The sequence below is a fragment of the Nonomuraea sp. NPDC000554 genome (assembly GCF_040300065.1).
Taxonomy (GTDB): Bacteria; Actinomycetota; Actinomycetes; order Streptosporangiales; family Streptosporangiaceae; genus Nonomuraea.
This window is the reverse complement of record NZ_JBEPDC010000003.1, coordinates 102,811-118,138: the sequence shown is the minus strand read 5'-3', so window position 1 is coordinate 118,138 and position 15,328 is coordinate 102,811. Positions and strand designations below refer to the sequence as shown.

Annotated in this window: 12 protein-coding genes and 1 pseudogene; 10 read left to right on the top strand and 3 right to left on the bottom strand. The window is 71.2% G+C overall.

What is annotated here, in order from left to right; translation table 11 throughout:
* The first annotated feature begins 132 nt into the window (after nt 1–132).
* The 3 genes from ABT294_RS07000 to ABT294_RS06990 all read left to right on the top strand — a co-directional run bounded on the left by ABT294_RS07000 (nt 133) and on the right by ABT294_RS06990 (nt 2,860).
* Nucleotides 133–1,374: an alpha/beta fold hydrolase gene (locus ABT294_RS07000; protein ID WP_350804120.1), complete on the top strand. Its 1,242-nt coding sequence runs from the start codon at nt 133–135 to the stop codon at nt 1,372–1,374.
* 36 nt (nt 1,375–1,410) lie between these two features.
* Complete coding sequence (locus ABT294_RS06995; protein WP_350804118.1) at nt 1,411–2,298, top strand: alpha/beta hydrolase; 888 nt, start codon at nt 1,411–1,413, stop codon at nt 2,296–2,298.
* A gap of 94 nt (nt 2,299–2,392) precedes the next feature.
* A complete protein-coding gene (locus ABT294_RS06990) occupies nt 2,393–2,860 on the top strand; it encodes a GbsR/MarR family transcriptional regulator (RefSeq protein WP_350804117.1) in 468 nt (155 codons plus the stop codon).
* 17 nt (nt 2,861–2,877) lie between these two features.
* Here the strand turns inward: ABT294_RS06990 and ABT294_RS06985 are convergent, their stop codons facing one another.
* Nucleotides 2,878–3,540: an SGNH/GDSL hydrolase family protein gene (locus ABT294_RS06985; protein WP_350804116.1), complete on the bottom strand. Its 663-nt coding sequence runs from the start codon at nt 3,538–3,540 to the stop codon at nt 2,878–2,880.
* A 48-nt stretch (nt 3,541–3,588) separates the two neighbouring features.
* The gene (locus ABT294_RS06980; protein WP_350804115.1) at nt 3,589–5,109 is read right to left on the bottom strand and encodes an FAD-dependent oxidoreductase; all 1,521 of its coding nucleotides are present in this window, start codon (nt 5,107–5,109) and stop codon (nt 3,589–3,591) included.
* Between the two features lie 136 nt (nt 5,110–5,245).
* Here ABT294_RS06980 and ABT294_RS06975 point away from each other — a divergent pair, with 136 nt between their 5' ends.
* On the top strand, nt 5,246–8,536 hold the full coding sequence (locus ABT294_RS06975) for an AfsR/SARP family transcriptional regulator (RefSeq protein ID WP_350804113.1): 3,291 nt from the start codon (nt 5,246–5,248) through the stop codon (nt 8,534–8,536).
* A gap of 37 nt (nt 8,537–8,573) precedes the next feature.
* On the opposite strand, the gene ABT294_RS06970 is transcribed toward ABT294_RS06975, so the two are convergent.
* Nucleotides 8,574–9,293, bottom strand: a complete 720-nt coding sequence (locus ABT294_RS06970; protein WP_350804112.1) for a GbsR/MarR family transcriptional regulator — start codon at nt 9,291–9,293, stop codon at nt 8,574–8,576.
* A 401-nt stretch (nt 9,294–9,694) separates the two neighbouring features.
* On the opposite strand from ABT294_RS06970, the gene ABT294_RS06965 reads away from it, so the two are divergent.
* From ABT294_RS06965 to ABT294_RS06940, 6 genes and pseudogenes are all read left to right on the top strand, one after another.
* Nucleotides 9,695–10,522 (top strand): oxidoreductase, encoded by an 828-nt coding sequence (locus ABT294_RS06965; protein WP_350804111.1) that lies wholly within the window; start codon nt 9,695–9,697, stop codon nt 10,520–10,522.
* A gap of 43 nt (nt 10,523–10,565) precedes the next feature.
* A complete protein-coding gene (locus tag ABT294_RS06960) occupies nt 10,566–11,459 on the top strand; it encodes an ABC transporter ATP-binding protein (protein ID WP_350804110.1) in 894 nt (297 codons plus the stop codon).
* Nucleotides 11,456–13,081 (top strand): ABC transporter permease, encoded by a 1,626-nt coding sequence (locus ABT294_RS06955; RefSeq protein ID WP_350804108.1) that lies wholly within the window; start codon nt 11,456–11,458, stop codon nt 13,079–13,081. The genes ABT294_RS06960 and ABT294_RS06955 overlap by 4 nt, the downstream gene beginning before the upstream one ends.
* Nucleotides 13,065–13,238: pseudogene (locus ABT294_RS06950) on the top strand (aldo/keto reductase); the annotation flags it as partial. The gene ABT294_RS06955 and the pseudogene ABT294_RS06950, both read left to right, overlap by 17 nt.
* 331 nt (nt 13,239–13,569) lie before the next feature.
* Entirely contained in the window at nt 13,570–13,905 is a 336-nt protein-coding gene (locus ABT294_RS06945; protein ID WP_350804107.1) for a hypothetical protein, read from the top strand.
* 713 nt (nt 13,906–14,618) lie between these two features.
* Nucleotides 14,619–15,326 carry an SdpI family protein gene (locus ABT294_RS06940; protein ID WP_350804105.1) on the top strand — a complete coding sequence of 236 codons (708 nt, stop codon included), beginning with the start codon at nt 14,619–14,621 and terminating at the stop codon, nt 15,324–15,326.
* The last annotated feature ends 2 nt before the right edge of the window (nt 15,327–15,328 follow it).

Here is a 15,328-nt window from a genome sequence, read left to right as displayed (position 1 = left end):
GCGAGTATCTCTGTCGAGTCACTGCGACCCAGGTGGCTTTCGCGCACTGTACAGGGGGCCACGCGTTGCCGGTTGCCGGGCCGACGTGCGGATTCTGTCTGCGCTCTGATCCGACGTGAGGTGGAGCCGCACATGAGGCTTGTTGGTACCCGTATCTTCTCCGTGGCCGCCGTGCTTTCCGCCGCGCTGGTCGCAGGTCCGATGACGGCCGCGCATGCCGACGACTGTGACCAGGCGTGCCAGATCGACTGGGCGTGGACCGCGCAGCGGCAGAACGCGCTGCCGCGCACCGGTTTCCATGACGCGCCCCGCCCGCTGCGGTGGGCCCCCAGCGGGACACTGATCCGCAAGGAGACCACCTCCGACTATGTGGTGGAGGGCAAGCCGGTCCAGGCCGTGCGCGTGCTGTACCACTCCCGCACCTCCCGGGGCCAGGACGTCGCGGCCTCCGGTGTGGTGCTGGTGCCCCAGGACCGGACCCGTCCGGCGGGCGGCTGGAAGGTGGTGGTGGACGCGCACGGTGCCAGTGGAATCGGAGCCGGCTGCGCGCCGTCGCTGATGCGCGACCTGTACCACGGCAACCAGATGGTCCGATTCCTGGAGCAGGGGTACGCGGTCGTCGCCCCCGACTACGCGGGACTCGGCACGACCGGCCGACCGGAACTGCTCAACAAGACCGCCCAGGCCGAGGACCTGGTCGCCGCGCTGCGCTCCGCGCGTCAGGCCGTACCCGGGCTCTCCCGCGACTGGGTGCTGTGGGGCCACTCCCAGGGCGGCGGCGCCGCACTCGGCTTCGCCGAACGGCAGGTGCGTCGGCCTGAGCCGGGCTACCTCGGCGCGGTCGTCACCTCACCGGCAGCGGATCTCACCACGCTGGCCGACCACGTCGCCAACACCTCTCCCTACGGCGGATTCGCGCCGCTGCTGGCCCAGGGCGCCGCCTTCAGCAACCCGCAGATCGACCCCGGCCGGCTGCTGACCCCCACCGCCCTGCGGCGCCTGCCCGTCACCCGCACCGGCTGCCTGAACGTGACCACCGCCGTGTACGGGGACCTGATCGGATCAACCCTGGTCGAGCCCGGCTACTCCACTGATCCGCAGTTCCGCGGCTACCTGCGTGACAACAGTCTCGGACGCGCCCGTGTCGCCGGACCGGTGCTGTTCCTCCAAGGCGGCGCCGACACCGTCACGCCCCCCTCGGTCAACCAGCCGGTCGCCGAAGCACTCCGCGGCGCCGGATCCGACCTCGACTACCGCGTCTACCCGGGCCTGGAACACGACACCTACAACGGCGTGACCGGCATCGACGACGGAGCGATGCCCGACATCCTCGCCTGGATCAAGACCCGCTTCACCACCGCTCCAGCGGAATGAAGATCCACTCCACCCACCAACCAACCGGAGCACGCGTTGAGCCTTGAACACGTCACCTTCGACGCAGACGGTGTCACCCTCGCAGGTCACCTCCACCGACCCGACGATGCCACGGGCGATCTGCCCGCAGTCGTCGTCACCGGGGCCTGGACGACCGTCAAGGAGCAGATGGCGGGCCTGTACGCCGAGCGCCTCGCCGAGCAGGGGTTCGTCGCCCTCGCCGTCGACTTCACCGGCTATGGCGAGTCCGGCGGCCAGCCCCGCGATGTCGAGTCCCCCTCGCTCAAGGTCAGCGACCTTCATCACGCCGTGGCCTTCCTCTCCGGCGTCAACGGCGTCGACCCGGCGCGCATCGGCTCCCTCGGCATCTGCGCGGGCAGCGCCTTCAGCGCCGTCCACGCCGCGGCCGACCCCCGGGTCCGCTCGCTCGCGCTGGTGGCGCCCGGTCTTCAGGACGGCGAGCTGGCCCGGATGGCGCTCGGCGGGGAGGAGTCCTTCCAGGAGCACCTCGCCACCGGGCAGAAGGCGCGCGCCCACTACGAGGCGACCGGCGAGGTCGAGTACGTCGCGGCCGTCAGCGACACCGACCCCACCGCCGCCATGTACGGCCCGTTCACCTACTACCTCGACCCGGGCCGGGGCGCCATCCCTGAGTACGGCAACCGGTTCGCCCTCATGGCCTGGGCCGAATGGCTGACCTTCGAGCCCATCCCCAGCGCCGACGACATCACCGTTCCCGTCCTCCTCGTCCACAGCGATACCGCCGCCGTCCCTGACGGAGCCCGCCGCTTCGCGGCCCGTCTCAAGGGGCCTCATGAGTTCGTCTGGCTGGACGATCGCAGCCAGTTCGACTTCTACGACACCGAGCCCACCGTCACCGAGTCGGTCACCCACGCCACCCGCCACTTCGCAGCGACACTCTGACCCGGGGCCGCGCGGCCGCAACAGATCGTCTTACATGTGCACAACTTTCAGGACATACTGAAATTACTGGATGATTCCTAGATTGGTGTGCGAGATGACAGACGACCAGGAGCGGATCCTGGACTGGGTCGAGCGGGCCGCGATGTTCTGCGTCGACGAGTACGCGGTACCGCCCATCGCCGGCCGCGTGCTCGCCTGGCTGATGATCTGTGACCCGCCGGAGCAGTCCGCGGGCCAGATCGCCGAGGCCATCGGGGCGAGCAGGGCGTCGCTGGCGACGAACATGCGCCTGCTGGCCGACGCCGGGTTCGTGCGCCGACGTGCGCGGCCCGGCCAGAAGACCGGCTACTACCGGGTGGACGACGACGCCTGGGAGAAGGTCGTCCGGCGCCGGGTCGCGAGCCTGGTCGCCTTCCGCGACATCACCGGGGAAGGCATCGAGCTGGCCGGACCGGACCCGACGCGCACCCGGCGGCTACGCGCGGCGCACAACGTCTTCGACTGGATGGACAAGGTCTTCGCCGGCATGCCCGCGCCGCCAGAAGAGGAGGGTGGCCGATGAGTCCTGAGAGAGGTCGGTTAGGCGACCAGGCGCAGCCAGGCCGCCGCGAGTGCGGCGTGACCGGCCGGCGTCGGGTGCACGCCGTCCGCAGCCCAGTACTCCGGTCCGGTCGTCGCGGCGAGCTCGGCGAACATGCCGTCGGCGGCGAGCAGGTGCGCGCCGTACTTGCGGGCGAGGTCGCGCACGGCCTGGATCTTCGGGTTCAGGTCGGCGCGCCATTCCTTTCGGACTTCCTCTCCGATGAGCGCGTGCCCGGCCTCGACGACGCCGTGGATCGGCAGGAGGAACGGCTCGATGAGGATCAGCTCCGTGCCCGCCTCGGCGAGGGGCGCGAGCAGGCGGTCATAACCCGCTTCGAACTCCTCCACGGGGATCACGTACCCCTCCGGATCCAGCGTGTGCCAGCCCATGTCGTTGACCCCGGCGAGGATCGACACCACGTCCGGGTGCGCGTCGAGCACGTCCGCCTGCCAGCGGGCTTCGAGGTCCATCACCTTGTTGCCGCCGATCCCGGTGTTCAGCCAGGTCACGGGGCGGTCCGGATGCCGGAGGCCCCACTCGCCCGCGACGCGCAGCGGGTAGCCGTACCCGAGGCCGTCTTCGCTCTCCAGCCGCTGGCAGTCGGTGATCGAATCGCCGGTGAACACCACGGTGCTCCCCGGTCGGAGGGTGATCGTCATGTGTGCTCCTTGAAATCGGTTTCGGGAAGAGGAAGATTGGAGTGCTGCTCAGCTCTCTGAAGTGCCGAACCACTGGCCTACGGCCCGCTCGAACGCTTTCCGATCGAAGTCGCGATCGCCCGCCCAGGCGACGATGCCGTCCGGCCGGACGAGCACGGCACCCAGTCCGAGGTCGTTCCTCGCCGCCCCGGCCGCATACCGTATCCGGCTCTCCTGGCCCGTCGCCGAATCGCGCAGGCGGCGGTCGGTGCTGAAATCCAGCGCGACGCCTCGTCCGTCCTGCATCAGGTCGCTGAGGCGAGTGCCGTCTCCGAGCCGGAAATCCGGGGCGTTGCGGCCGACCAGCGACTGCTCGCTGCCGAGGTCGTAGCGGATCGACGACCCCGACATCTTCTCGAACACGTAGGTCGTTCCGTCACGGGTCCCGAGCAGGTCGCGCATCAATCCCTGGACCGCCTGGCCATGGGGGTCCGGCCGCATGGCCGCAGCCTGGGCGCGCGTCCAGTCGAGCACCCAGGCCGCGATCGGATGGCGTTCGCGGGTGTAGGTGTCGAGGAGCCCGTCCGGCGCGTGCCCGTGCACGGTCGCTGCGAGCTTCCACCCCAGGTTCATGGCGTCGCCGAGACCGGTGTTGAGTCCCTGCCCGCCCAGGGGCGAGTGGATGTGCGCGGCGTCGCCCGCGAGCAGGACGCGTCCCTGCCGGTAGGTCGTCGTCTGCAGCGCCCGGTCGGTGAAGGTCGAGACGAGATGGACCTCGCTCAACGTCACGTCAGTGCCGGACACGCGGCGCAGCACCGCCTGGAGGTGGTCGCGAGTCGGCTGCTGCGAGCGGTCGAAGGCGCCGGCGTCGAAGTCCATCATGCCGATGTGCCCTTCGGTGGGCATCTGGACGTACATGCCGGTGGGCGTCAGGTTGATCCCGGGGCGCAGCTTCTCGGGATCGGCGACGGTGACGAGCATGGTGTAGCCGGTGAACTGCGGCTCGGTGCCGACGAACGCGAAGCCCGCGAGCCCACGTACCACGCTGCGTCCGCCGTCGCAGCCGACGGCCCAGCGCGCCGCGTAGTCGTGCTCGCCGGCGTGCACGATCACGCTCTCCTCGTCCTGCGCGATGGCTGAGACCGTGACGCCGCGCCTGATCTCCACGCCGAGCTTGGCTGCCCGCTCGGACAGCACTGACTCGACCGCCTCGAGGCTGGTCATCATGAAGCCCGGTACCGGGCTGGGAAGCCGGAACGGCAGGGCGGCGACGTCGACCTTGGCCGGATCGAGCACCATGCCGGCGAAGTGTCCCACGCTGCGCGGGGGTGCCGGTTCGTCCGTGTCGGGGTTGTCGCCGGGATCGTCGTGGACGCCCGACGCCGTCAGCAGCGGGTGCAACATTCCGCGGCGGTGGAACGCCTCGACCGACGGGGCGAACAGGCCCCGCATCCCGAGCGGGTACGCCCGCCACGGGGAGCCGGGCTCCGGCTCCCGCTCGAGCACCAGGACGGAGCAGCCCGCGAGGCCGAGCTCGCAGGCGAGGAACAGCCCGACCGGGCCGGCGCCCACGATCACTACGTCATGCATGAGAAATCCCCTTCCGCAACCTGTTCTGCGCGACAGGCCAAGACTGCGGCGGACCGCTCACACGGGACGCACACGGCGCTGACACGGGCGCTGCCCTGATGTGCGGACCCGCCGGCGCGTACGCGAAAATCGGGGAATGGACGGGGGTGCGCGGCTTCGCGTCACGCTGCTCGGCGCCTTTGAGGCGTCCCGCGGTGACGCCACCATGCCCGTTCCGGGTGTCCGTTTGCAGGCCCTGGTCGTCCGGCTGGCGCTCGCCGGCGGGCGCGCGGTCGAGCAGGGCGTCCTGGTCGACGCGATCTGGGCCGAGGCCCTACCGGCCGGCCCCGCCCACGCCCTGCAGGCCCTCGTCTCGCGGCTGCGCCGGGCTCTCGGCTCGGCCGGCGACGTCACCCAGCTCGCGGGCGGCTACCGGCTGGCCGTGGACGCGGCCGACGTGGACGCGCTGCGGTTCGAGCAACTCGCCGCCGCCGGTCGTGACCGCTTGCGCGCCGGCGACCCGAACGCCGCGGCGGCGCTGCTCGGCGAGGCCGTGGCACTGTGGGGCGACCATCCCGGCGCCGAGCCCGCGGTCGTCGCCACGGTAGCGCCCGCTGCCGCGACCCGCCTGGCCCACGCCTCGGTCGAGGCCGTCGCCGACCTCGCTCACGCCGAGCTTTCCCTGGGCCGTGCCGACGCGGCCGCCGCCCGCCTGACCGCCCTGCTCACCGAGTACCCCGTCCACGAGCGCGCCGCCGCGCTGCTCATGGACGCGCTCGCCGCCCAGGGGCGCCAGGCCGAGGCCCTCGCCCTGTACGAGCGGTTCCGCGAAAGCCTGGCCGACGACCTCGGCGCCGACCCGGGCGCCGCCCTGCGCGAGCGCCACCTGCGCCTGCTGCGCGCCGAGCGGCCCGCCCCCGCCGCGCGGACCAGGCCGGGCAACCTGCCCGCGCCGCTGACCAGCTTCATCGGCCGCGACGACGACCTCGCCCGGATCGACACGCTGCTCGCCGCCGGGCGTCTGGTCACCGTGCTCGGTCCCGGCGGCGCCGGCAAGACCCGGCTCGCCGTCGAAGCCGCCCGCCACCACCGGCACGAGTACCGCGACGGCGCCTGGCTGATCGACCTAGCCTCCGTCACCGAACCGGCCAAGGTCGGCGCGGCGCTGCTGGCCGCGATCGGGCTGCGCGGCTCGGCCCTGTTCGAGGTCTCGGCCAAGCTGCGCGGCGAGCCCGTCAGCGAGCCCGTCAGCGAGCTGGACGTGCTGGCCGACGAGCTGGACGGCCGGGAGAGCCTGCTCGTGGTGGACAACTGCGAGCACCTGGTCGACGCCGTGGCGCACCTGATCGCGGCGCTGCTGCCCCGCTGCGCCGGGCTGCGCGTACTGGCCACCAGCCGAGAGCCCCTCGCGGTCGACGGCGAGGCGCTGGTCCCGCTCGGCCCGCTCCCCCTGCCCGAGCCGGACGCGGACGTCGAGCGGGCCCGCCGTACCGCGTCGGTGCGCCTGTTCACCGAGCGCGCGGCGGCAGTGCGGCCCGGGTTCGACGTCGACGAGCACAACCTCGCCGAGGTGCTGCGCATCGTCCGCAGCCTGGACGGCATGCCGCTCGCGCTCGAACTGGCCGCGGCCCGCCTGCGCACCCTCTCGCTGGCGGACCTGGCCGCCGGGCTGTCCGACCGGTTCCGCCTGCTCACCACCGGCAGCCGGACCGCTTCTCCCCGGCACCGCACGCTGCGCGCGGTCATCGCGTGGAGCTGGGACCTGCTCGGCGCGGACGCGCGGACGGTCGCGGAGCGGATCTCGGTCCTGCCCGGCGGCGTCACGCCGGCCTCGGCCACCGCGGTCTGTGCCGGCAGCGCGGTGCCGGCGGGTGAGATCCCGGAGCTGCTCGCCGACCTGGTCGACCGGTCGCTGCTGCAACTCGCGCCGGACACCGGCCGGTACCGGATGCTGGAGACGATCCGCGAGTACGGCCTGGAGAGCCTGGCCGAGCAGGGCATCCTGACCGGCGTGCGGGACCTGGCCGCCGGCTACTTCGCCGAGCTGGTCGCCCGGCACGACTCGCTGCTGCGCGGCCCCGCGCAGCTCGACGCACTCCACGTGCTGCGCGCCGAGTACGACAACGTGCTCGCCGCCCTGCGCCACCTCTGCGACACCGGCGACGCCGCCGGTGCGATCGGGCTCGCGGTGAACCTGACCTGGTACTGGCAGATGCTCGGCCGGCACCCCGACGCGGCCTACTGGCTCGGCGAGGCGGTCGCGTTGCCGGCCGAGCGGCCGAGCGTGCAGCACGACATCGCCGAGGGGATGCTGCTGTTCAACACCATCGCCACCCATGGCGCGCTGGTCGACGACTCGACCAAGGAGCGGCGCGAGGAGCTCTGGGCGCTTGCCGACCGGCTGCTGAGCCATCCGGAGTCGCCGGGCTTCGGCGGCGCGCTGACCGCGGTCGGGCTGGCCTGCCTGGAAGAGATCGAGGCGTCGCCGACGAGCATCCAGCGGCTGGTCGACGGGCCGGACGTGTGGCTGGCCGGGCTGGCGCGCATGTTCCGGGCCCAGTTCGCCGAGAACGAGGGGCACCTCGACCCGGTTCGCGGCGACGTGACCGCCGCCCTGGAATGCTTCGCCCAGGCGGGCGACCGCTGGGGCCTGGCCAGGGCGCTGCCGCTGCGCGCGCTGCTGCGGCAGTACGACGGCGATCTCGACGGCGCGCTGGCCGACCTGAACGAGGCCAAACGGCTGGCCCGCGAGTTCGGGTCGCTCAGCCTCAGCGACGAGATCTTCATCGACCTGCGCCTGATCGATCTGCACGTGCGGCTCGGCGAGACCGCGGGGGCGGCCGAGATGATCGCCGCGACCCGGGAGCGCGTGCTGCGCTCGGCGTCGCCCGGGATGGCGGTCCTGCTCGACGCGCGGGAGGCCGGCCTGGAGGTGCGGCTCGGTGACCTGGACCGGGCGCGCGAGCTCATCGAGTCGGCCGAGGCCGGGCTGTCCGAGCAACGCCCGTTCGACGGCGGGCAGGCGCTGGTCGGCGCGGTGCGGGGCGCGCTCTGTCTCGAACTCGGCGACGGGCCGGGCGCCGAGGAGGCGCTGCGCCGGGCGTACGCGGCGGGGGTTGCCAGCAAGGACATGCCGATCGTGGCGACGGTGGCGGTGACCGTGGCCGGCCTCGCCGCGTGGTACGGGCGGCACCGGGACGTGGCGGTCATACTCGGCGCGGCGGCCCGCCTACGGGGCGCCCACGACCGCACCGACCCGCAGGTCCGCACGCTGAGTGGCCGCGGCCGGGCCGCGCTCGGCGACGAGCGCTTCGCCGAGGCGTACGAGATCGGCTGGCAACTGGCCGCGCTGGCGGCCCTGACCCGGGCCGATCCGGCACGGCTGCGCCGTACGGCGGACAGCGCCGCACCTCCCGAGCCGGGCGGCGCCCAGGCGGGACGGGCGTAAGCCCGCAGCGCGAGGTCGACGCTCTGCTCCGCGTGGACTACCGCGGTCGGGGCGTAACGTCCCCGGCGTCGGAGAAGGTTTGCCGGTAGTGTTCGGCCGCCTGGGCCATGTCGGCGCTGATGAGGTCGAAGAACCGGCTCGCGGTCTGGAGCCGGATGCCGGCCGGGGTGCGGGCGCCGAGGACGTCGACGCCTTCCCGGACGGTGTCGGCCCACAGCGTCATCGACCGCATGCCCACCAACCACGCCCGGTACCAGACGTCAGCGTCGATGCTGTACCGCTCACGCCGATTGTCGCGCTCGCGCTTGACGAGCCCCACGTGCTCGAGCCATTTGACGCCCTTGGAGATCGACGCGGGGCTGACACGTAGCCGCTCGGTCAGGTCGGCGACGGTCATGTCGCCTGTATCGCTGGTGAACAGGGCGGCCATCACCCTGGCCGCCATCGTCGGTACCCCGCCGAACCTCTCGGTGAGTCTCTCCTCGAGTTCCCGTACCGCTCGGGGGTCGCGCCCGTCGGCATCCGCGGTGGGCGGCGAACCCGATGGCGGATGCGGCCGGCGGCGGGCGCGCCATCCGGTCGCCTGTTGTGCCCGGGCAGCGTGGTAGCCGTGCGGGCCGCCGTTGCGCGCGATCTCGCGGCCGATGGTCGATCTCGGCCGCCCCAGGCGACGGGCGATCTCCGCATAGCTGAGCCCCTCCGTCAGTCCTTCGGCGATCTTGCGGCGGTCCTCGTACGTCAGGTGGCCACCCGGCATGCGTCCTCCCGGCACTCGCGTTCACGCCCGCACAAGTATGCGTCCAGGCGTACGTGAACGCGACAGGCGGCAGGAGTCTGTTGCATTTGCGGGCACCGTCGTTGCGCCAATTATGCCGCTCTGGCCTGCGACAACGACGTTCGCAACTTGCCGAATTCTCAAACGCATCCGTAGCGTTTCCCCGTGCGTGAACGATGGCCGTTCACGCGGAGAGAACCGACATGCCCAGTCACATCCCGCACCCACGCTGCTGGCCGAGCGCAGCACGGAGTGCCCCTTCAATCCTCCTTCAGGACTCGCGCAGTTTCGCGAAGAGAGCCCGCTGAGCCGTCTACGGCGTCCACCGGCTCCCGCTCACCTGGGACGCGTAAACGACATCGAATCTCAAGGAGACCCCTGACATGACTGCCAAGATTTGCCTCGTCACCGGCGCCTCATCCGGCATCGGCCACGCCACCGCACTCGAGCTCCTGCGCGCAGGACACATCGTGTACGGCGCGGCGCGGCGGGTGCACATGATGGAGGCGATCCGCGAAGCGGGAGGTCACGCCCTGCCGATGGACGTGACCAAGGAAGAAGACCTCCAGCGGGTCGTCCATACCGTCCTGGACGAACACCAGCGGATCGACGTCCTGGTGAACAACGCGGGAGCCGTCGTGCACGGCGCGGTCGAGGACACGCCGCTGGAGATGGCGCGAGACGAGTTCGAGGTCAACGTGTTCGCGCCGGCCCGGCTGGTCCAGCTGGTCCTGCCGCAGATGCGCGAGCAGCGATCGGGCACGATCGTCAACGTGTCGTCGATCGGCGGCGAGATCGCCCTGCCGCTCGGCGCCTGGTACTACGCCTCCAAGCACGCCCTGGAGGCGTTCTCCGACACGCTCCGCATGGAGACCCGGCAGTTCGGCATCGACGTCGTCGTCATCCAGCCGGGCATCATCAAGACCGATTTCGAGGCCGGGACCGCGCGGCAACTGCGGGAGATCTCCGGAAGCGGGGCCTACCGGCAGATGGCCGAGGCCATGGCAGGCGCTGCCGAGGCGCCGGTGGGCCACCAGAGCGACCAGGCCACAGACCCCGGCGTCGTCGCGACGGCGATCCGGCAGGCCATCGAGTCGGACCGGCCGGAGACCCGCTACGTCGTGGGCTGGCAGGCCGAGGCTCTCCTGCAGCTCAACAGGTCCCTCCCAGACCGCGAATTCGACGCACGGATCACCGGCTCGCTCAACTGAGCGGGCCGCCGTGCCCAACAAGACCCGCAATTCGGAGAAACCCATGACTCCCGCAATCGCCATTTCCGGGCTCGTCAAGGCCTACGGGCCGGCACGCGCCCTCAACGGGCTGGACCTCACCGTGAACACCGGAGAGGTGCACGGCTTCCTCGGCCCGAACGGGGCGGGCAAGAGCACCACCATCCGCATCCTGCTGGGCCTGATCCGGGCCACCTCCGGCAGCGCCAGGTTGCTGGGCGGCGACCCCTGGGCCGACGCCGTCACGTTGCACCGGCGGCTGGCGTACGTGCCGGGCGATGTCGAGCTGTGGCCCAACCTCACCGGAGGCGAGGCCATCGACGTGCTCGGCCGGCTGCGCGGCGGGCTCGACAACCAGCGCAAGAGCGAGCTGATCGAGCGGTTCGAACTCGATCCGAAGAAGAAGGCGCGGACCTACTCCAAGGGCAACCGCCAGAAGGTCGCCCTCGTCGCCGCCCTCTCCGCCGACGTGGAGCTGCTGATCCTCGACGAACCCACGAGTGGGCTGGACCCGCTGATGGAGGCGGTGTTCCAGCAGGTCGTCGCCGAAGCCAAAGCCGCCGGCCGGACCATCCTGCTGTCCAGTCACATCCTCGCCCAGGTCGAGACCCTCGCCGACCGGATCACCATCATCCGGGACGGAAAGGTCGTGGAGTCGGGGACGCTGGCGCAGATGCGGCACCTGACCCGGACGACGGTCGTGGCCGACACCGCCACCCCGGTCACCGGCCTCGACCAGCTGCCCGGCATCCACAACGCGAAGGTCGAGGGCGGAAGCGTGCGGTTCGGCGTGGACGCCGAACACCTCGACGCCGCCATCCGGCACCTCACCACATTCGGCATCGACTCGCTGGTCAGCCACCCGCCGACGCTCGAGGAGCTCATGCTCCGGCACTACGCGCACAAGGAGGCGGCATGACCACCACGGTTTCCCCGGCGCGCAGCCGTACCGGATCGAGACCGGCGAGCAGCCACCTGACCGGCACCGGCGCCATGGTACGGCTGGCGCTGCGCCGCGACCGGATCAAGCTCACCCTCTGGCTGGTCGCCATCACGGCCCTCGTCCCACGCTTCTACTACGCCGCCGTGAACGCGGTCGTCCCGACGCCTGAGGCGCTGGCCGAAGCCTCGCAGATGATCCGCGCCTCCTTCATGAGAGTGCTCGGCGGCCCCCTGTTCGGCGAGGTCACCACGCAGAGCTACTTCCTCGCCGCCTACTGGGTCGAGTTCCTGCTGGCCGCCGCGATCATGAACTTGATGCTCATGACCCGGCACACCCGGGCGGAAGAGCAGACCGGCCGGGCCGAACTCATCCGAGCGGCCGTCGTGGGCCGGCACGCCCAGCTCACCGGGGCGCTGATCGTCGCCGTGATCAGCAACGCCGCGCTCGCGGTTCTCACCACGGCCGCGACGATCAGCATCGGGTTCCCCGCCGGCAGCGCACTGCTGTTCGGCGCCTCCCTCGCCGCGGTCGGGCTGCTGTTCGCCGGTGTCACCGCGGTCACCGCCCAGGTCACCGAGCACCCCAGAGGCGCCAACGGGCTCGCGGGCATCGTGCTCTTCACCGCGTGGCTGCTTCGCGGCGCGGGAGCGATGCAGAGCCAGGAGGGCGGTCCGCTGTTCTGGCTGTCGCCGATCGGCTGGTCACAGCAGACCCGGGTGCTGGCCGGCGAGCGCTGGTGGCCGCTCGGCCTGTCTGTTCTGCTCGCCGGGCTGCTGATCGCGGGCGCCTACTCCCTGGCGAGCCGCCGGGATCTCGGCGCCTCCCTGGTGGTCCCGCGTCCCGGCCGGGGCTCGGCGCCTTCCTGGCTGCGCTCGCCGTTCACCCTCGCTCTGAGGCTCCAACAGGCGGCCATCCTCGGGTGGGGAGCCGCGTTCCTGGCCATCGGCCTCATCCTGGGCGCCATGACCGGGGGCATGGAGACCACCAATCTCCCCATCTTCTCCGCCGATGCGGACTTCGGGCGGGCCTGGATCAGCCTCATGGTGTTCACCGGGTCCCTCTACACCGGCGTCTTCGCGGTCCTGTCGGTCATCCGGCTCCGGGTGGAGGAGGTGCGCGGCCGTATCGGTTCGGTGCTGGCAGGGCCGACCGGCAGAGCCACGTGGTACTGGTCGTCCCTGCTGGTCACCGCGCTCGCCGTGGTCGTCCTACCGGTGGTGTACGGCACCGCGCTCGGCGTCGGCGCCGCCCTGTCGACCGGCGAACCCGGCCTCGTGGGAGAGGTCGTCTGGGCGAGCCTGATCCGCGCCCCGGAGGTGCTGGTGCTGCTCGCCATCCCCGCCGCGCTGCTCGGACTCGCCCCGCGGGCCATGAACGCGGCCTGGGCCGTGCTCGTGTACAGCGGGTTCATGCAGGTCCTGGGGTCCTACATGAACCTGCCGGGGTGGCTGGTGAACACGTCGGTGCTGTCCCACCTTCCCTGGCACCCGCTGGGGACCTTCGCCCCGGTGGCCACGCTGGTGCTGACGGTGCTCGCCGCGGCGCTGGCGCTCTTCGGCCTGTACGGCCTGCGCCGCCGCGATCTCGCCTCAGGCTAGGCCGGCTCTGGGGATCTCCTCCGCTCAGGTCGCGCTCGCCTGGACCCGGTCACACCGCCGGTGGGTCCATCCCATCCTCGGCGCCCGCCGCCTCGACCAGATCACCGACCCCCTCGCCGCCGTCGACATCGAACTGCCCGATTCGGCGGTACGGCGTCTCGACGAGGTGAGCTCGATCGAACCCGGCTTCCCCTACGACTTCCTGGACTCCACCGCCGAGTTCGCCTACGGCCCGAACGGCCGGCGCACAGACCCGCGCTGACACCTGCTCCACCGCAGGTCGGGCCGTTCGCTTCCTGGCGTCGGCCCCCTTCCGGCAGGCCGGGCAGCTCTCGCCGGCGCGGCTCTGGAGCGTCCTCACGGACGTCGCCGGCTGCGCTCGGCGAGAGATCTTTCTCGTCGCCCTGACTCTTGGTCGATCGTTCTTTACTGTTACCCTCTCACGGAGCTCTGGGGGGTTTGCCCCAAGAATCGACTGAGGGAGAGCTATGCGTACGAAGCTGTTCGTTGCCGCCCTGATCGCCGGGATGGCCACGACGGTTGTCAACGCCCCCGCCGCGAACGCGGACTCGCGCCTGGGATGTGTCACCCACAAGGTCACCATCAAGGGCAGCGACAAGATCCTCAAGGTGCACAACGGCTGCGCCGGGCGGGTCAAGGCCAATGTCCACCAGTCCATGAGCGACTCCGGCTACAAGGAGATCGCCCGTGGCACGACCTATACCTTCCGCGGCGGCAAGTGGCATTACGTCTGCGGCCTGAAGATCTACTACAAGGGCACCCGCTACTACAACAAGATCAGCGGCAACCTCGGCGACTGCTAGGGAACCGGCCCTGCCGCTGATCGGGCAACGGCTCGATCCCGCCCGCCGCTTGCCACGGCTGCCCTCGCCTGGCTACGGCGAGAGATCAAAAGATCATTCCGGTAGGCGCTCTGCACCTTTGGCAGCGGAGATGGGCGGCCTCAGGCTCCGCGAGGTGATCGCGGCAGGCCTGGGGTAGTCGGTGGTTGAGGTGGGCCGGCTCTTCCCGGCGGGGGGAGTGTCCGCAGGAGCGCAGACCTCATGATCCGGCCTACGCGACCCTGCCACACCAACCGAGAGGCCCTTCACCAGCGGAAACGCGATGAGGGGCCTCTCGCGTCGCGTCCGGCCATCCACGGCGAATACGCAGCCAGAGGCTTCCCGGATGCGCCGCCCTTTCGTGTGCGGGTACGTGGCCTGGGCATCGGTGTCGATCAAGATGCCGGGGTACGGGAGGCGCCGCAGGGCCGGCCACGGCGGGTCGCGCGCATGACTTTCGTCATGGTGGCGGGGCTCACGGGACATGACTCGTCTGTGTCGGACGGGGGTATCTCGCCTCGGCCGTCCGAATCTAGGGTCAGAACGACAGCTACCAGGAGCCCGCGCGACGGGAGCGGCGCAGGTCAGAGGTCGTGAGGTGCTGCGCGTTCCTAGGGAGCGCGACCGGTGGAGTGCCTCGGCTTCGCCGAGCCCGCCCTGTCCCGGCCGTCACGCGTGATGGTGGAGGAGGCCCGATGGACAAGGCAGATGAGAACCGTCAGGAGATGGCCGACGTCTCGGCCGTTCGCCCGCCCTGGGCGGGCATCGTCGTCTCTGTTCTGTGCACCATCGCCATGATCGCCATCGCCTGGGCGGTCTGGGACTCGTTGCCGGAGATCGTGACGACTCGGAAGGCGACCGCGACCCGTCCGGGCCTCGACATGCCACGGCTCGTCGTGGCGGGCGCGTTGCCCGTGACCCTGGTCATCATCGGGGCGGCGGTGGCGGGCGAGAGCGTCCTCTTGAGGCGACTGCGCCACCGGATCAACCCCCTACTGGTGGCTTCTCCGAGGTCGCGGGCCAGGTCGGTGAACCTCCTGTTCGTCATGCTCCCCCTGCTGTTCGTCGTACTCCAGACAGGCATTCTCCTCAGGACGGCCGGTTACGACGTCCCCTTGGAGAAGGCCGTCGCGGTCGGCCTCGGCGTGCTGCTGATCGCGGTCGGCAACCTGCTCCCCAAGATCAGCCCGTCACGGATTCCCGCAGGCGCGGCCGGACACCTGGTGCTCGCCTGGCAGCGGTCCCAGCGCGCCGGTGGGCTCGTCATGATGCTCCTGGGCGGCGCCTGCGCGGTGGGGGCCTTCTTCTTCCCGCCCCTGATCGTGGCCGTGGCCTCGGCGTTCGCCGTCACGGCGACCTACCTGCTGATGGCCCTGCTCACCGCGATGAGGATGCGCCCATAGCG